The 18,246-nt window shown below is 42.2% G+C and carries 18 protein-coding genes and 1 tRNA gene; 1 reads left to right on the forward strand and 18 read right to left on the reverse strand.

Translation table 11 applies throughout. From position 1 onward, the window contains the following. Positions 1 to 87: 87 nt before the first annotated feature. The 3 genes from E4K67_RS05280 to E4K67_RS05290 form a co-directional block, all read right to left on the reverse strand. Positions 88 to 1,041, reverse strand: coding sequence for a hypothetical protein (locus E4K67_RS05280; RefSeq protein ID WP_135545384.1), 954 nt, complete (start codon positions 1,039 to 1,041; stop codon positions 88 to 90). A 194-nt stretch (positions 1,042 to 1,235) separates the two neighbouring features. After that, on the reverse strand, positions 1,236 to 2,708 hold the full coding sequence (locus E4K67_RS05285) for a sensor histidine kinase (RefSeq protein WP_243454335.1): 1,473 nt from the start codon (positions 2,706 to 2,708) through the stop codon (positions 1,236 to 1,238). Continuing rightward, entirely contained in the window at positions 2,708 to 3,388 is a 681-nt protein-coding gene (locus E4K67_RS05290) for a response regulator transcription factor (protein WP_135545385.1), read from the reverse strand. Before E4K67_RS05290 ends, E4K67_RS05285 begins: the two co-directional genes overlap by 1 nt. A 251-nt stretch (positions 3,389 to 3,639) precedes the next feature. Between E4K67_RS05290 and galE the strand changes: the two genes are divergently transcribed. Further along, entirely contained in the window at positions 3,640 to 4,629 is a 990-nt protein-coding gene (gene galE / locus E4K67_RS05295; RefSeq protein ID WP_135545386.1) for a UDP-glucose 4-epimerase GalE, read from the forward strand. A gap of 105 nt (positions 4,630 to 4,734) precedes the next feature. On the opposite strand, the gene E4K67_RS05300 is transcribed toward galE, so the two are convergent. From E4K67_RS05300 to E4K67_RS05375, 15 genes are all read right to left on the reverse strand, one after another. Further along, positions 4,735 to 4,917, reverse strand: a complete 183-nt coding sequence (locus E4K67_RS05300) for a hypothetical protein (RefSeq protein ID WP_135545387.1) — start codon at positions 4,915 to 4,917, stop codon at positions 4,735 to 4,737. Between the two features lie 129 nt (positions 4,918 to 5,046). Beyond that, complete coding sequence (locus E4K67_RS05305; protein WP_135545388.1) at positions 5,047 to 6,582, reverse strand: DUF4153 domain-containing protein; 1,536 nt, start codon at positions 6,580 to 6,582, stop codon at positions 5,047 to 5,049. Positions 6,583 to 6,599: 17 nt separating this feature from the next. After that, a complete protein-coding gene (locus E4K67_RS05310) occupies positions 6,600 to 6,818 on the reverse strand; it encodes a helix-turn-helix domain-containing protein (protein ID WP_135545389.1) in 219 nt (72 codons plus the stop codon). 13 nt (positions 6,819 to 6,831) lie between these two features. Beyond that, complete coding sequence (locus E4K67_RS05315) at positions 6,832 to 7,293, reverse strand: DUF2975 domain-containing protein (RefSeq protein ID WP_135545390.1); 462 nt, start codon at positions 7,291 to 7,293, stop codon at positions 6,832 to 6,834. Between the two features lie 260 nt (positions 7,294 to 7,553). Then, a complete protein-coding gene (locus E4K67_RS05320; RefSeq protein ID WP_135545391.1) occupies positions 7,554 to 8,072 on the reverse strand; it encodes an anti sigma factor C-terminal domain-containing protein in 519 nt (172 codons plus the stop codon). A 135-nt stretch (positions 8,073 to 8,207) separates the two neighbouring features. Continuing rightward, positions 8,208 to 8,636, reverse strand: a complete 429-nt coding sequence (locus tag E4K67_RS05325; protein WP_135545392.1) for a VOC family protein — start codon at positions 8,634 to 8,636, stop codon at positions 8,208 to 8,210. A 274-nt stretch (positions 8,637 to 8,910) separates the two neighbouring features. After that, positions 8,911 to 8,996, reverse strand: a tRNA-Leu gene (locus E4K67_RS05330). Positions 8,997 to 9,052: 56 nt separating this feature from the next. Continuing rightward, entirely contained in the window at positions 9,053 to 10,039 is a 987-nt protein-coding gene (locus E4K67_RS05335) for an acetyl-CoA carboxylase carboxyltransferase subunit alpha (protein ID WP_135545393.1), read from the reverse strand. 1 nt (position 10,040) lies between these two features. Next, positions 10,041 to 10,940 carry an acetyl-CoA carboxylase, carboxyltransferase subunit beta gene (accD, locus tag E4K67_RS05340; protein WP_135545394.1) on the reverse strand — a complete coding sequence of 300 codons (900 nt, stop codon included), beginning with the start codon at positions 10,938 to 10,940 and terminating at the stop codon, positions 10,041 to 10,043. A 2-nt stretch (positions 10,941 to 10,942) separates the two neighbouring features. Continuing rightward, a complete protein-coding gene (locus E4K67_RS05345) occupies positions 10,943 to 11,143 on the reverse strand; it encodes a putative signal transducing protein (RefSeq protein ID WP_135545395.1) in 201 nt (66 codons plus the stop codon). Positions 11,144 to 11,222: 79 nt separating this feature from the next. Continuing rightward, complete coding sequence (gene coaD, locus E4K67_RS05350; protein ID WP_135545396.1) at positions 11,223 to 11,729, reverse strand: pantetheine-phosphate adenylyltransferase; 507 nt, start codon at positions 11,727 to 11,729, stop codon at positions 11,223 to 11,225. Positions 11,730 to 11,808: 79 nt separating this feature from the next. Further along, positions 11,809 to 15,321, reverse strand: coding sequence for a DNA polymerase III subunit alpha (locus tag E4K67_RS05355; protein WP_243454336.1), 3,513 nt, complete (start codon positions 15,319 to 15,321; stop codon positions 11,809 to 11,811). 395 nt (positions 15,322 to 15,716) lie between these two features. Beyond that, positions 15,717 to 17,045 (reverse strand): DRTGG domain-containing protein, encoded by a 1,329-nt coding sequence (locus E4K67_RS05360; protein ID WP_135545397.1) that lies wholly within the window; start codon positions 17,043 to 17,045, stop codon positions 15,717 to 15,719. A gap of 69 nt (positions 17,046 to 17,114) precedes the next feature. Beyond that, positions 17,115 to 17,306 carry an alpha/beta-type small acid-soluble spore protein gene (locus E4K67_RS05365; RefSeq protein ID WP_135545398.1) on the reverse strand — a complete coding sequence of 64 codons (192 nt, stop codon included), beginning with the start codon at positions 17,304 to 17,306 and terminating at the stop codon, positions 17,115 to 17,117. A 239-nt stretch (positions 17,307 to 17,545) separates the two neighbouring features. Beyond that, complete coding sequence (locus tag E4K67_RS05375; RefSeq protein WP_135545400.1) at positions 17,546 to 18,244, reverse strand: metal-dependent hydrolase; 699 nt, start codon at positions 18,242 to 18,244, stop codon at positions 17,546 to 17,548. Between the last annotated feature and the right edge of the window lie 2 nt (positions 18,245 to 18,246).

The raw sequence follows: 18,246 nt of genomic DNA on the forward strand, positions 1-18,246 counted from the left end.
TGGCCCCAGCGATTAAGCTGAGGCCTTTTCGTAGGCTCTGTTAAAACCTGAAGAGCGTCGACGATGGGTTTTCAAAAATTACTTATATTAACGCGCGGAAGGCATTTTTCTATTTGTGATCGTTCCTTGAATTGCATCTGCTTGAGCTTGCGTGATTGTACCATCCGTTACAAGACCATCCAAAATGCTCGCTGGGTCCGCAGGTTTAATGGCTTCTTGAGCACTTTCAATAGCATCTGCTTGAGCTTGAGTTATTGTGCCAGTGGTTACCAAGCTCTCCCAGATTTTCACGTGGCCTGCTGGTTTAGCGGCTTCTTGCGCGCTTTGAATTGCGTCTGCCTGAGCTTGCGTAATTGTTCCTGCTGCGACGAGACCTTCCCAGACACTTGCGTGGTCTGAGCCTTTCGACTCTTTAAGTGCACTTTCAATAGCATCTCCTTGAGCTTGAGTTATTGTGCCGGCGGTTATCAGGCCTTCCCAGATCTTTGCTGGGCCTGCTGGTTTAGCGGCTTCTTGCGCACTTTGAATAGCATCAACCTGCGCTTGAGTTATTGTGCCTGCCGTGACGAGACCTTCCCATACGCTTGTGAACTCTTTGGGTTTTGACTCTTTAAGAGCAGCCTCAATAGCGTCTCCTTGAGCTTGAGTTATTGTACCATCCGTTACCAGGCCTTCCCAGATTTTTGCGGGGCCTGCGGGTTTAGCGGCTTCTTGAGCACTTTGAATATCGTCTGCCTGAGCTTGCGTAATCGTGCCAGCGGTTACGAGACTATCCAAGATGCTCGTGTGGTCTGCCGCTTCTGCCAATTTAGCTGGTTTTAGAGCATTTTGAACAGCATCCGCCTGAGCTTGGGTAATTGTACCATCCGTTACTAGACTGTTCAAATCGGCTTTCGATCCGCCATGAGCTGGGCCTGACTGGAAGTGCGAGAACTTTGGAGTTTGCACCTCACTACTACTTGTCGTATTGGCATATACAGCTGTTACAGATAAGAGTGTTGTCATTGCAGCAACTATTGCGATCGATTTTGTTCTTTTCATGTGTTGATAGCCTCCTTCAATTTCAATAACTTAAACCATATATGTAGATGCTAAAGTTATTATTGTCATTATGTCATAACAATCTGAAACCACGCTGAAGGTTAACTGAATGTTTACTGAAAATCATAAACGGCTATATTCGCCTCGAATCAGCAAATATAGCCGTAATTACATTTCTAATAAACTTTATCTTTTTAAATCGCAGGAAGGTCTATGGAAAATATGCTTCCTTCTCCTTTGACACTAATTACCCGTATCGTACCCCCATGAAGGTCTACGATCGATTTTGTTATAGCCAATCCCAATCCTGCCCCGCCATGTTTTCTAGTCCTAGAAGGATCACTGCGATAAAAACGGTCGAACAGATAAGGCAAATGTTCATCCGGTATGCCAGAACCGTTATCTCTCACCGTAAGTTCAACACAATCGGCAACCCTATCCAAAGAAAGTTCGATATGTCCCTTTTCTGGATCCGTATACTGGACCGCATTATGGAAAAGGTTCAAGAGTACCTGTTTTATTTTATCCGCATCAAAACGACATCTCAAATCTGAAGTGAGTCGCAAGCTGACTTTGCGATTTCCTGCCAACACCCTCAACTGCGGCGCCATCTCCTTAATTATGCCGTCTAGTTCTCCTTCGGTCAGTTGGACCATGGGCGTACGGTCTAACCTGACTAGTAACAGAAGATCTTGAACTAACTTTTTCATCCGTTCAGACTCCGTATACATACTCTTCAAAGCTTTATGCAACTTATCAGGTTGATCCATAGCGCCACGGAGTAACACCTCTAAGAAACCATGAATAGAGGTCAACGGAGTTCTCAGCTCATGAGAGGCGTCAGCGACAAAGCGACGCATCTGCTCTTTTGCCTCTTTTTCCGCTTCGAAAGATAATTCAAGTCTCTCCAGCATTCCATTAAAAGAGACTGCTAAACGATCGACTTCCATTTGACCCTGTTCAACGGGTAACCGCTCGGCAAGATTGCCGACATCGATTTGTTCCACTGTATCCACGATTTTCGACAAAGGGACTAACGTTTTTCTCAGCACAGGAATAAAGGCTAACATACCTCCAATTAAAGCGAGTAATGAGAGAGATAAAAAAATGAGCAGTTGTCGAATCAGCATGTCCTTCAAAGGCTCCGTACTGACGCTTACTTGGATCAGTCCTTCCAAATGCCCCTTCGCTCCTATGGGCTGAAGAACGAGCAGTTGCTCCCCCCCTTCGTTTTGATTCACAATTTTGTAATTCAATCTACTGCTAGCGCTCAGGGCATCTTGATAATCCTGCTCAGCAAGCTTAGGCGGCGTTCCAACGTTCGCTTGGGAATTAGAAAGCTCCGAAAAATTTCCCTCGCCATCAACAAACGCAAAAGTGGTATCTGGCAAAAAGAAAAAAGGGAATCGATTATGCCCATTTCGTGGATTCAGCCCCATTCCCTTGTCTGGACCGTTATCTGGAATGCTGTCTAGTCTGTCACTAGCCAGTTGGTTCCAAGCATCCGCTGGGACCGCTTGAACCTGGCTTTGCAAGCTCAAAGCCTTATTTTGATAAATAAACTCACGCATCAAAACAAATTGGAACAAGCCGATTATTAACAGTAACACAGCCATAAGCAGTAGCGAACGGGATAATAACTGAAAACGAAGTGAGTTAGTTTTCATTATACGTCAACCCGATATCCCGCCCCGCGCAAGGTTCGAATCAGGCGGTGTTCCTTATCATTCAATTTCTCACGAAGCGAGCGGATATACACCTCAACAATATTTTCATCCCCGCCGAAGTCATAGCCCCATACCTTATCCAAGATTTTCGATTTGCTCAAAACTAAGCCTTGGTTAAGCACCATAAACTTGAGTAGTTCATACTCGGTTGTAGAGAGTTCCAAAACCCGTTGTTCATAAAGGATTTCTTTGCGCCTATCATCGATCCGAAAAGCTCCGATCACAACCTCTCCGACCAGATTAGGGAATTGATTGCGGATACGCGCTTGAATACGTGCGAGCAATTCCTCAAAGCTAAATGGCTTCATCATGTAATCGTCTGCACCTAAGGTTAATCCTTTGACTCTGTCATCTACTTCATCCTTGGCTGTGAGCATGATGATGGCGACATTCTCGGTCTTTTTAAGCATCCGGCATACTTCAAATCCATCCATACCCGGCATCATTACATCCAGAATCACGAGATGTGGCTGAAACTGCTTGGCGAGAGTTACTGCCGCCATTCCGTCTTGAGCCGTTTGCACCTCGAATCCTTCTTCCTGAAGGCCCATCTCTAAAAATTGTAAAATGTTTGGTTCATCATCGACCAGTAATATCTTAATTCCCTTTAACTTTTGCATATGGTTGTCCCCCTACGCTATTAACGATGCTCTACTTATTATCCAATATCAAGCTGAATTGACTCTGAGGGAAAGCTGAAAGTTTGCTGAATAGGTCGAGCAACTCCAAATCAAGCATAACATTAAGTATTCCCCCAGTAAATGTTCAAATTCGTTTCAGGCAAAGACACTATACTAATATTAACAAAACAACTATAATTGTACAAAACAAGATGAAAAGAAGTTATTACATAGTGAAAAGAGGAGATTTTATGGAATCCATTCTGGTATCCGGCGGAGCGGGATATATCGGAAGTCATACTGTCAGAACCTTAGCGGAGCAAGGTTATAGACCCATCGTTCTTGATAGCCTGGTAACAGGGCATCGACAGTCTGTTTCTTTGGACGTTCCCTTCTATCATGGAGATATTGCAGATTCTGATCTTGTTCGAAAAATCGTGGAGATTGAGCAGGTCAGTGCCGTCATCCATTTTGCTGCTAGAAGTTTAGTTGGAGAATCCGTCGAAAAGCCGGACCTTTATTTTGAAGAAAATACCGCCAAGACGAACCGCTTTGTAAGCGCACTCCTTCAATCCGGTGTAAAACGGTTAATTTTTTCATCGACAGCAGCCACCTATGGAATTCCAGACGAAGTCCCGATCCCAGAAAGCGCACCCACTAATCCCATTAACCCTTATGGATTGTCCAAACTCATGATTGAACAATCTTTTGCCTGGCTAGAGAAGGCCTATGGACTTAAGTGGATCGCACTGCGCTATTTTAATGCTGCCGGCGCGGCTTTAGACGGATCTCTGGGAGAAGACCATATTCCTGAAACTCATCTAATTCCCCTCGTCCTGAAGACGGCGTTAGGGCAAAGAGAGGCCATTAGCGTTTTTGGCACAGACTATTCTACCCCAGATGGAACCTGTCTCAGAGATTATATCCACGTCCTCGATTTGGCCAATGCCCATATCTTAGCTTTAGAGGGCTTGGCAACAGGGGTAGGTAGCGGAGTTTATAATGTAGGGACAGGTTCAGGATATAGTGTCAAGGAAGTCATCGAAACTGCGCGTTTTGTTACTGGTCGACCGATTCCAGTGCTCGAGTCCCCTCGTCGCCCTGGAGACCCGGACAAACTGGTAGCCAAAGTTGAGAAAATTCAAACCCTCCTAGGGTGGACACCAGAACATAGTTCCATAGAGCAAATCCTTCAGAGTGCTTGGGCTTGGCACCTTAAGCATCCCAATGGATATCTATAAGAGGATAATATTAGTGTAGTCATTTCAACTGAACAAGTAAAGGATTCTCACGCTCGGAACCATATTGACTACTTAATTTGGATATCAAACTCACCGAAAATCCGACTAGGGTAATCCTGAATCTGAACTTGATTGGAGATTGATAAGACGCATTTTCCGGGATACTGAGAACAATTGTTTGATCATATTGTTGTTATTTGAATTTACCATCTTTACTCCAATGTAAATAGCGCCTGATGCTAGAAACAGATCATATATACCTAATAACTTCTTCTCAATTTCTTTCATTTTCATTTACCCCCACTATCTAAAGAAGTGTTCGTAGTGCCTTTTGCGTCTAATGGAATATTCAATGCCAACTCTAATAACTTTGTTGGCATTGAATATTCTAAGAAGATATTGTAAATGCCAACTTTATTAAAATGTATTTTGAGAAAGCACTTGTTTTGCCTTGTGTCGGGATAAATTAAATGACTGCCAGCTTTGCTCAATAGATAATAGATTTTGTTGTCCCGCCAAATAACTTTTAAGATCATTAGACACGTTTTCATCCTTAAACACTTTCCCATCCTTAAGCAGATTCACTACCAATGGTATACTGTCGTAGGACAAGTTTCTCAAATAATACGGATCGAGCTTACCCGTTTCAACATATCGGGCTATATTGTTTTTTACGATTATTACATCAATGTTTACAAAATTGACGAGCATATAAGCCAGTATTGAAACTACAATATACGGTTTAAGTAGAGAGATACCTTCGTTCCAAATCTTATAGAATGCTATCGCTAACAATACACCTAGGAAGATCATAAAACTATGCGTGAGCACCCTCAAATACGTGTAACCATAGACTGCCTCATACAATGACATTCTGAGAAAAGCCGATATTAGTATTACGACGGTACAGATAATAAGGAGAGAATGCAAAATCTGAACTGTTCTAGCAACCAAATTACCGTCTTTTCTGGTGAATCTTATACTACTGAGCACCAAGCTGAAATTAATTAACGTAACCATTAATAATTCAAAAAATCCTCTTCGTGCGTATTCTGCATAAGTAAACTCTGCCGGTAAAGCATTATTGAGTGGACCAAACATATAGCCGAACTGAATAAGTGTAAAAACTAGATACACACAATTAATGGCGATCAAAATAGTTATAGAGATTATGGGGTCCCAACTTCGCTTATTAGATTCTAAAGAATTCGGCTGCCCCTGAGCTTGTATATGGTCATTAGGATTTGAAAAGCTCCATATATAGCTAAATACAATAACCATAATTAGTAAAGCAATAATTCCCTGTAACGAAAAATCACCAATGTTAATCGTTCCAAATGAGCTCGATATCTCATCTATGAAGTGCTTAAAAATCCTGTCCGCTGACGCGAGAAGAGAAATAACAATTATCAAGAGGGGAATAGCAATCGTCAAGCCGATAAGAATTTTCTTGAGAACATCATACTTTTCATTACTCTTTCTAATTCGCAGGGAACTTAATACGATTACAAATGGTTTTGAAGTGTAGCTAAATGCACGATTAAAAATCCCATTGACAATATCCTTAATAATCCTTGGATCATACCATCTGTGTTTGTTTTTCTTAGTTATCAAGATTGTTTGGGCAATTATTAAAACTGGAATGATAAAGAAGTTTAGCGATGCAAAAATTTGATTTGAAAAGATAAAATATGTAGCTGATAACGCGATAATAGGTATACTCAAAAACCAGCCAAGACTAAATTTAAAGGCTACTTTGTCACGTAAACTCCATAAAAAAACTACATAAAAAGCGACTACAAATAATGTGTATGAAATCCCTAGTGCTTTTTTATAAAACAGAAAATCAAAAAGCACCCCTAATAGAACTGAACGGACAATGAGGTATATATCTTCCTTTATAACGACAGTTTTACTAGCTTCCTCCCCTTGAACTATCATTATATCTTCCATGGTTATTTCCCCTTTCATTACAAAATATGATCATCCTCTTCAAAAGCTAAAATATCTCCAGGTTGGCAACTCAAGGCTTTACAGATGGCCTCCAGGGTTGAAAAGCGAATTGCTTTTGCTTTATTGGTCTTTAAAATTGATAAATTTGCTTGAGAGAGATCTATTTTTACTGCTAGCTCAGATGAGCTTATTTTTCTTTTTGCCATCATGACATCTAAATTTACAATAATCGACATATTTCAGCCTCCATTATATTGTCAAATCATTTTCTTCTTTTACAATGACGGCCTGTTGGAAGACCTCCGCTAAGATAATAGAGAAAAATCCAGTGATGATAAATACCATGGTTATAATAATGGTCAGAAATGAATTATAGAAAATTATTTTAATAATATAGCAAGCCACAATCAGCAAACAGGAGACAGCAATTCGATTCAGACTTTTAACATTAGCCCTAATAAAGGGATTTCTCTTATTTATGTTCTTAATTAAGTTTCTAATTTCATTGACGACCGCCAAGCCTAAAACACCAGTTATGAATAGGAAACCTAATAAGAAATCATAATTTTCACTTGTTCTTGTATACAGCAATCCCATATACCATTTCAAAGCAATGGGTAAACTTAACAAAATACCTATTCCTCCCACAAATATGAGGTCCAGAAGATGCTTAACTAACCCTGAAAACCCTCTCTGATCTAAAATTATCATGTTGCCAAATCCCCCTATAAACATATTTCGTTATAAGTATATACAATACTTTTCTATTAATCAATATATTTTTATCGTTTATCAATATATTATTATTGTTTATCAAGTGGTGCAATTAAGGCCAATTAAGGCCAAACTCAATTAAGGAAACTCAATTTTAGACCTGTGCCATAAAAAAATGTCTAATTGTAGAGACAGACCCGTCAACTACAATCAGACATCAAAAAAGCATATAGTTTGTGTGGTATATTTATTCATACTTAATATTTATCAACTACCACTCCAAAGGAAGCACCTTTAATATGAGGATTTCCAATAAGTGACTTAAGTTCATCCTTCGTGCCATAAACGATTGCTCCTAAAATAGGAACATTGGAGGAATCCGTGTAGCCTTTAGAGACAAGTTCTTTATAGACTTCGTTATATTTTTTATCTTTACTAGTATTTAGTAACCAAAGGAGACTAGCGTAGTCTCTAAGCTCATTATCATAGAATTCCCTCATACGTACTCCTAACACTTCATTTTCGTTGATATAGGTAGACTTAGCGTCGTGTTCTTGAGCGTCAGTTTTATGTTGGTCTAAATCGCTTGATCTAAAAGCGTCAACCCAATACCATGATTTCTTAACATTCGGTAGTATCGTGCTGATATCTGCCGCCTTATATGGTTTATCAAAGGATATGCCTAACTCTATAAGTTTATCGCCCGAGATCTTTTCCAACTCGTTTAGGTCGTTTTTGTATTCCTTGTAGGATATTTCCGGGTGAAAAAAGATCATCTTCCTGTAACCATTTTCCCAATAGTCAGTGGGCCATTCTCCCGCTTCCTGTCCTGAGCCTCCTACGCCTCTTGATAACTGGAGGGGATTATCATTATTTGCGTGTCTGTTAAATCTGAAATTCTTATGGAAGAATTACCTTCCCATTTTTCCGTCGTCATGGCTAAATTGCCACGGTATTCCGAATTTATCAGTTAGACTGCCGTAGCATTTGCTCCAGAATGTTTCTTGAAGATCCATGCCTACAGTGCCGCCTTCTTTCAGTTTACTAAATAAGGATTTGATCTCATCCACGTCCTTACTGATTAAGGTAAGACTTATGTTGTTTCCTGCAACAAAAGGCATGCCAGGGAAAACGTCAGAAAACATAACAGTACTTCCAGTAATCTTAAGTTGAGTATGCATTATTAAGGCTTTTGCCTCCTCTGGAAGAGGAAACTTTGGATCAGGTGGAGTATCTCCAAAGGTCATTATTTGTGGTTTTTCTGTTCCGAAAACCTGTACATAAAACTCTACTGCTTCGCGACAGTTGCCATTAAAATTGATATATGTTTCAATCGCCATTGCTTCAACTCCTTAAGCTTATTTTTGCTAAGCCTTCAAATAATAGAAAAGCTTGTATTTACTAGTCTATCACATTTAGTCTTAAAGATACGAGTCAACTATAAAGGTCTTTTATCTTACAAAGCAGAGGTGCAATTATTGAGTGAACACTTCATAGAAGCCACCTATCGAACCGACGTTCTAAGGTGCTTATTTTTTTGCAAATTTTTAATTTCTGAATAAAATAAAAAAACCCATTTTTAACTATGTGTTAAAAACAGGTTTTGCATACAATTGGTGGGCGAGGGGGGACTTGAACCCCCACATACTCACATATATCGGATTTTGAGACCGACGCGTCTGCCATTCCGCCACTCGCCCAATTGTTCGCCCATTGGTTTAAGACGACTTAGCTATAATACCATTAATTCAAAGATTTAGTCAAGACCTTTTGCTAAATTTAATGTATTTTTTTCTTGAAAGGCCCCAATTGCCCGTAATTTTTGATATCGTTTTTCCTCCAGAGCTTCAGGAGTCTCAGTCCGCAAGCGCACGAGGTATCTGGAAATAACCTGAGATAATTCTTCTGCCGTTTGCTGGAGGTTGTTATGGGCGCCACCTTGAGGTTCTCGCACTATCTCATCCGCAACCCCAAGTCGTAAAAGATCCTGCGCCGTAAACTTTAAAGCAGCCGCTGCTTCTTTGGCCTTGGTCGTGTCCTTCCAAAGAATTGAGGCACAACTTTCTGGGGCAATGACCGAGTAAAAGGAATTCTCAAGCATCAAGACCACATTGCCCACCCCAAGGGCGAGTGCGCCGCCGCTTCCACCTTCTCCAATCACCGTGCAGATCACTGGTACGTGATAACCGGCCATCGCTAAGAGGCATCTGGCAATGGCCTCACCCTGTCCTCGCTCCTCCGCCCCTAAGTCACAGGCAGCTCCAGGTGTATCAATAAAGGTTAATATCGGGCGTCCAAATTTTTCAGCTTGATCCATTAAGCGCACCGCTTTGCGGTATCCTTCCGGATGTGGCATACCAAAATTACGTTTAATATTCTCCTTCGTGTCTTTCCCCTTAACCTGAGCAATTACCGTCACGGCCGTTCCATGAAAAAGTGCAATTCCACCCGCAATCGAGCGATCATCCGCAAAAAGCCTATCCCCTTTGAGTTCTATAAACTCTTCAAACAGTAGTGGCGCATAGTCATAAAAATTAGGTCGCTCTGAATGTCTAGCAATTTGAACCTTTTGCCAAGGTTCAAGGCTTCCGTAAATCTCCATCTTTAAAAGAGCCACTTTATTTTCCAGGGTGGCCACTTCCCGTGAAAGATCAATACCTTTCTCAGCAGAGAATTTCTGGAGTTCCGAAATCTTTTGGACAAGTTCTACAATCGGTTTTTCAAAATCAAACAGTTGCGCCATACTATGCTCCTTCCTGATGGTATAGCAACAATCTTGCCAAAGTTGAACGCATCTGGCCACGTTTCACAATCAGATCAATCAAGCCATGCTCTTGGTTAAACTCCGCCGTTTGTGCTCCAGCGGGTAGTTCTTGCCTCATTGTCTGCTTGATGACCCGCGGCCCTGTAAATCCAATTAGCGCATTGGGTTCAGCAATTAAAATGTCCCCAAGTGATGCATAGCTAGCTGTGACCCCGCCAAACGTAGGATCCGTGAGCACTGAAATATACAGTAGATGTTGTTCAGCCAACCTACCCAGAGCAGCGCTGGTCTTGGCCATCTGGTAAAGAGAAAGAATTCCTTCTTGCATCCGAGCGCCCCCAGAAGCAGAAAATATGACCACTGGTAAACGCAAATCAAGCGCACGTTCGATAGCCCGCACAATCTTTTCTCCCACGACTGAGCCCATGCTGCCCATCATAAAATTTGTTTCATTGAAAGCTAGTACTACAGGGACTCCCTCGATCAAAGCACGCCCCGTGAGCACACCTTCCATCATACCTGACTTTTCTCGGGCCTCCATGAGCTTTTCTTCATAGCCAGGAAACTCCATTGGATCAAGAGAAAGCATCTCAGAATCCCACTCTTCAAAACTGTTTTCATCCACCAAAAATCCAAGGCGTGCCTTCGCGGAAATTCGAAAATGATACTCACACGTGGTACAAACACGTGCGTTTTCCTCAAGATTTTTGGTGAAGAGAACTTCTCCACACTTTGGACACTTTACCCAAAGACCATCAGGAAGTTCTTTTTTGCTTATAGTCATAGGTTCTTGTTCAGAAACATCAGAAGGACTGCGTTTCTGTTGTGGAGCAGATTGAATGGTGACGTACTTAGTTTTTCTGAATATATCTTTAAACATAATTAGCTCCCTATGGCGCCAGTAATGATTTCATGCGCTTCTTCGGCTTCCGATTCCGGAACGAGAATTTCTACTGAAGCATGGTCGCCGAGATGCGCCGAACCAATCGGCCGAAGTTGAACCAACATTCCTTCATTGGTGAGGAACGCTTTATATTTTTCCGCTATCAACTTATTGGGTGCAATATAAATGACTGTCCACATTCTGAAAAAGCCCCCTTATTAAATCCGTATTATGATACCATAGCCCTTCTGATTGTGCAACAAAGGTGATCTTCCAAGTCTAATCCACACCATTTGAATCTGTACGCAGGCTAGCATATTTAGACATTAATGCCTTTTCGACATGCGGTGGTACAAAAGCTGAGACCTCGGCATGTAAACTAGCAGCCCACTTGATCGCACTAGAACTGATAAAAGAGAATTCGGCCTGAGTCATCAGGAAAATTGTTTCAATATCAGCAGCAATTTTTTTGTTCATTAAGGCGAGTTGAAATTCATATTCAAAATCAGATAAGGCTCGTAGTCCTCTAAGAATGGCGACTGCACCACATTGTCGTGCAAATTCAACGGTCAACCCTTCAAAAACACGGACTTTAACATTTGGCATGTCTTTCGTCGCTTCCAAGAGTAATTCCATTCTCTCACCAAGCGTAAACAAGGGTGTCTTCTTACTATCTGCAGCGATGGCAATCGTCACCTCGTCAAATAGTTCCTTGGCCCGGATTAATACATCGAGATGCCCATTGGTTACTGGGTCGAATGTTCCTGGATAAATCGCAGTACGCACAGTGTATCTCCTTTTTATTCGATTCAAGGATATTTTCATGAATTTCGCCTTCAATGTCAAGAATCCTGCAACTCAGTCATTATTTAGCAAAATTTTTCGCTGGTTTCCAAACTACATTACCCTGCCCCATGACTTTATGAAGTGCCGCCTCTAAATCACCTTCATCATTTACCCAAAACTCCCGTTCTCCTTCCATAACTTTCTTGGTATCTTCAAAGTAGAAATACACCGGTTGACTTCCAGGAAATCGTTGTAGTATGTTCATGGTCGTTTCCAGCAGGTCACTTTCTTCAGTGGTAAATCTTAGGAAAAGACGTTTTTCAACTGTCTGAGGCTTGGGGATTTTAGGTAGGGTGATTGGATTCTTATCTACAAAAGGCTTTAAATCCTCAAGTGCTGTAATTTTCTCAGCGAAGATTTTTTTCTCTTCGTCCCTAATAATATACTTTCCTACAACCACGATTACCTGATCATTGCCCAAAGTGCGTGTCTGCGCATAGACTCGCGGGAAAACTAAGACCTCGACTCCACCCGTTAAATCTTCCAAAACAAAACTAGCCATCATCTCGCCTTTCTTAGTCACGTTCTGCCGAAATCCAGTGACCAATCCGCCAAGCGACACTTTCTTCTCCTCCTCACCTTCGAGACAGGTCAGAATATCGGAAGACAGGAAGGTCTGTAGCTGAGGAAGAACTGAAGAAAGGGGATGCCCACTTAAGTAGAGGCCTAGGTATTCTTTCTCCATGTCCAGGATCTCACGTTCTGGAAAATCGGGAAGGTCTGGCAAACTAGTCGCTGAAGCCATGCCTTCATCCAAATCGAAGAGAGAGAATTGACCAGAAAGCCGATCTTTTTGCCGACGCCCTGTCGTGTCTAAAACCTGATCTATTACCGCAAAAGCCTGCGCTCGTGAACAAAATGAACCCATTGCCCCAGCACGGACCAAGCTTTCCAGTACGCGCCGATTCAAAACCTTATGGTCGACACGAATACAGAAATCATCCAAGGATTCGAAGAGTCCGTCTTGTCGCGCTTCCAGAATTTTCTCAATGACATTTACGCCCACATTGCGGATAGCACCTAAGCCAAAACGGATCGCCTGCTCCTCAATTGAAAAACCAACTTGACTGTACTGAACATCGGGCGGGAGCACCTGAATCCCACCAAGTTTAGCATCTTGAATATAAAAGGATATTTTATCGGAAGAACCCATCACCGTGCTCAAGAGGGCTGCCATAAACTCTAGAGGATAGTTTGCTTTTAAATAGGCTGTCTGATACGAAATCACGGCATAAGCCGTAGCATGTCCTTTATTAAAGCCATATTCTGCAAACTTAGCCATTAAATCAAAAATTTCTTCTGCATCATGCGGCGTTAAACCAATCCGAAGCGCGCCTAGGATAATCCATTCCCCAGCTTCATCTTGCAAACCATGAATAAAGTTCTGACGTTCTTCTTCCATGATTTCTTTTTTCTTTTTTCCCATTGCTCGGCGAAGTAAATCCGCCCGGCCAAGAGAATAGCCACCAAGATCACGGGCAAGTTGCATGACTTGTTCCTGATATACGATAATTCCGTAGGTAGATTTGAGAATGGGCTCCATCTTTGGATGCAGATAAGTGATGTTACTTCCTTGTTTACGTCGAATAAATTCTGGAATTTGATCCATCGGACCTGGTCGGTATAGGGCATTGACTGCGATAATATCCTCAAAGCAGGTCGGCTTAAGTTCCTTCAGAATCGCGCGCATGCCACCGCTTTCCAGCTGAAAGATCCCGGTACTGTTTCCCGCAGCTAATAAGCTATACGTCTGAGGATCATCAAGGGCCAGAGTTTGTAAGTCCAATTTTAATCCATGCGTCTCTTCAATCCGTCGCACAGCCTCTTGCAAAATAGTTAAGTTGCGCAAGCCCAAAAAGTCCATCTTCAGAAGCCCAATTTCTTCGACCACTTTCATGGGGAATTGAGTCATGACAAAATCCTCGGACGTCCTCTGAAGTGGGAGATAATTCATCAGGGGTTCCTTAGAGATAACGATCCCTGCTGCATGAGTTGAAGCGTGTCTGGTCATGCCTTCGAGAGATCGGGCTAAGGTGTAGAGCCTTTTAACCTCTTCATCCTCTTCGACCATACGCGCCAAATCAGGGGACACACTAAGTGCTTTTTCCAAGGTCATCCCTAAATCCGCAGGAATCGCTTTCGCAACTTTATCGACCCGGGCTAAGGGCATAGCCAAAACCCTGCCTCCATCTCTGATCGCCGCTTTAGCCCCCATGGTTCCAAAGGTTATGATTTGACACACCTTATCCGCACCATATTTCTCGGTCACATAGCGGATCACTCGTTCCCGGCCGTCCGGGTCAAAGTCTATGTCAATATCTGGCATAGAGATGCGTTCTGGATTCAAAAAGCGTTCAAATAGAAGATCAAAACGCAGCGGTTCAACAGACGTAATTCCTAATAAATAAGCAACCATACTCGCCGCAGCAGACCCCCTCCCGGGACCTACAGCCACGCCATTATCCTTAGCGAAACGGCAGAAATCTGCAACGATCAGGAAATAGCCCGAAAACCCTGTCTGAAAAATGACTTGGAGTTCATAGTCTAACCGATCCCGTTCCTTTTCCGTCATTTGGGGGTAATAGTTTGGAAAAGCCTTGCGACATTCTGCTTCAAGATAACCATCTAACGTATACCCTTCAGGAACTTCAAACACAGGTAAAAGGTTACCCCCAAATTGGAACTCGACTTGACAACGTTTTGCGATTTGTGCAGTATTTTCCAATAGCTCAGGGTGTTCCCCAAACAGCAGCGCCATTTCATGTTCAGATTTAAGGTAAAACTCTTGACTGGAAAAACGCATCCGTGACGTATCCGCTATAGTTTTACCAGTTTGGATGCAGAGCAAAGCATCTTGCACGAATGAATCCTCTCGCTTAACATAATGCACATCATTCGTTGCCACCATCGGAATCCCCGTGCGTTCATGGACTTTCCACATCTCAGAAATTACTTTGCGTTGTTCCGCTAGACCGTGATCTTGAACTTCGAGAAAGAAATTACCCTTCCCAAAAATCTCCTCATACTCTAGGGCACTCTTTATTCCTATTTCTAATTGTTCCTGCAGAAGGCAACTCGCAACCTCCCCCGCCAAACACGCACTAAGCGCGATAAGGCCTGAGGAATGCTTGCGCAGAATTTCTTTATCTACTCGAGGTTTATAATAAAACCCTTCGATGTGAGCCATTGATACCAGCCTAATAAGGTTGCGATACCCTTCCTCATTCTCAGCTAGCAGGACTAAATGACGATTGGCATCATCCTTTCCGGGGACACGGTCTGTCCGCTTATTGGGAGCGACATAGACTTCGCATCCGATAATCGGTTTGATCCCCTCTTTAAGGCAAGCCTTATAGAAGTCTATGACCCCATACATGACTCCATGATCAGTAATTGCCAAAGCTGTCATTTTTAATTCAACCGCACGCTTAACCAAATTTTTGATCCGTGCTGCTCCATCGAGCAGACTGAATTCCGTATGGTTATGAAGGTGAACAAAGCCATATTTATTATCAATATCGTCTGTTTTCACAAGGCATCACCCTCCTTCCCATATCAAGGTATCAAGAACAATATAGTTTTGTAAAATTTTCGTGGGAGTAAATGAGCTCGTTCGACTGAAGTTGAACATCGAGACCTCTGGAGAGCTGCCCCCACAAAAAGCTTAGTCCAGGTTACGACTACCATTTGAGTGGGAGTCTCACAATGAATAAGTTTTGACTTAATACAATAATTGTATCGCTAAATTGGCCAATTGTCTAACAGCGCTACTAACTCTAATTAAAGTAATGATCTTATTCCAATCTTTAAGTCATTGTCGTTAGCATAGCAAATATTGTTAGCAAACATGCTTATCTCCCTAAAGAATAAAAAGGCCTTGATCTGGTCAAGGCCTTTCCTATGGATTATAAATAAATTATGATCCGCTCACTCTTTACTGGGCTCTTTGCTGACCAGTTTTTTATCCCCAATTCTAGCCGTCATTAGTCCTTTGGCAACCACAACATTATCAACCGTGACTTCTACTTCAATATTGCAATGCTTTTTGGCAACAAGCAGTAGTTTTGCAGTGACCTTTATTTCCGTCCCTACTGCGATGGGCTGAAGTTGATAAAGCGTAAAATTTTCGGTAATCGCATCTAACCGATACTTCTTTCTCAAGCCTATATAACCAGCCATGTTCATGACAGTAACGAGTACCCCACAGCTTGCCGAACCATAGTCATTAACCATAGAATTGGTGATTTCGCCCTCTATAGTAAGATGTTCTGCATCATCGACGTATCTGAAGCCACTTAAGACAAGGTTGTCCACTGTTTCACCAAATTGAGGTTGTTTTTGAACTTGCTGATAAGCCTCAATAACGTCTTGTAAGCTGACAATTCCAATCAGTTTGCCCTGATCTGCAACGACAGCAATTTCCCATCCTTCCCAAACCATGATCCGAGAAATATGGGTTACGGGATCATCTCGTCCAACCATAAATGGATTAACATTCATCACATCTTTAATCAACGTTTTAACATCCGCGCCAGCAACATCTACTGCAGTAACGATACCTACAAGAGTCATGTCTTCTTCTACGACAGGGAAACGACTATGATCCGTACTTTGCGAAAGTGCGCGCCAGTCTTCAACGGTCATATTTGCCTTCAAAAAACTAACATCTTTAACCATAATATCTTCGACTAAAATAAGTTCTTTCTGAATTAATCGATCATATAGGGCACGATTAATCATCGAAGTGACGGCAAAGGTATCGTAGGGGGATTGAATTATTACTAACTCTTTTTGTCGTGCTAAGGCTACGACCTCTTCGTCGGGTTCCTGTCCTCCAGTGATCAACAGCGAAGCATTATGTTCCAAGGCAAAAATCTGAGCGTCGCGTCGATTTCCGACAATACACAACGCGTCTCCTTCCAAATACCGTCCCATAGAGGCGACTTCCATTGCTGCAATAAGGAACTTATTTGGCGAACGATCGAGATGCTGAAAGCCACAAATAACGATCCCTTCGGCTATCTGTGAAACTTCACGCAACGTTAGGTCCTCAATTTGTCGTTCTTTGACCCCTTCAATTCGAATCGTTCCCACTTTGGGAATTGAACGAACAAATCCTTTTGACTCTGCCTCTTTTATAGCCCGATAAGCTGTTCCTTCACTGACATCTAATTCTTTGGCAATAAAACGCACTGAAACCTTACTGCCAATTGCAAGATCTTCAATAAAAGTCAAAATCTGTTGATGCTTTGTCAACTAAAAACGCTCCCAACTTATTACTTTACGAGCTATAATTATATCACAAGAATTCTTATTCAACCATGTTTATCCCTGAGACTCACTTTTTTTTCGTCTCCGTTGGGTCATGAGCCCTCCAATTTTCCCTGCCTCTTTGGCACTCAAAGAATGCCACCCATTACTGTGGATTTGGTTAAGTAAGCCCAATTCCGCTGCAATTTCCATTTTCAAAGGTTCTAGCGGATCTATTCTCTTCACCTTTGGTTTTGACTGCTTCATACTAGATCCTCCCCCTACTCATAATATTAAAATCTTCTTCGTAATGCGGACAGCTCGGTCCTCGTCGCTCTCCGAGAATGTGTTCTAATCGACAGTGCCCTTCAACTGCATAAAGACAACGTGTCGAACATGGTTTTCTTGTCATTAACCTCATCTCCTTTCTACCAAAAGTTTTACCTTTTTTACATAAAAATATCCCGCTTGACTAAATCAAGCGGGATATTTTTTAAAGATATGTTTTACACCTCGAACATTTCGCCGGGCTTTAACGCCTTGACTTGGCTCTCTGGAGCCCTGCGTTGAAGGAGATGTTCGAACTCTCCCACGTCTTGAGCAATTAGAGGAAACGTATTATAGTGCATCGGAATAACTACTTTAGGTCTTAATAATTGGGAGGCATGAACTGCTTCTTCGACGCCCATGACAAAATTATCTCCGATCGGAAGCATTGCTACCGCAAGGGGATGTCGACGACCTATAAGTTCCATATCGCCAAACAATCCAGTATCTCCTGCATGATAAAGCCATTTTTCTTCGATCTGAATTAAAAACCCGCAGGGTGGACCGCCATAGATCATGTTTCCGCCTTCTGGGTCTTCAATTCCGGAGCCATGCAAGGCCTGCGTAAGTTTGACCCATCCAAAGGGAAATAGGTGCTTTCCCCCAAGATGCATAGCGTGCGTCTTTGCTCCCTGACTCTGGCAATAAAGGGCCAACTCAAAAACAGCAATTATGGGGGCTCCTGTCTGCATAGACAACTGTATCGCATCTCCCAAATGGTCACTATGTCCATGAGAGACCAATATTGCGTCAAGTTCAGTAAAATCTTCAGGTTTAGCGGTGGTGCTTGGATTACCAGTCAAAAAGGGATCAATAAGAATTCTACCTGCATTTCCTACAATTTCAAAGCAGGAATGTCCATGAAAATAAATCTGCATTT

It is taken from the genome of Desulfosporosinus fructosivorans, assembly GCF_004766045.1.
In the GTDB taxonomy this organism is placed as follows: Bacteria; Bacillota; Desulfitobacteriia; order Desulfitobacteriales; family Desulfitobacteriaceae; genus Desulfosporosinus; species Desulfosporosinus fructosivorans.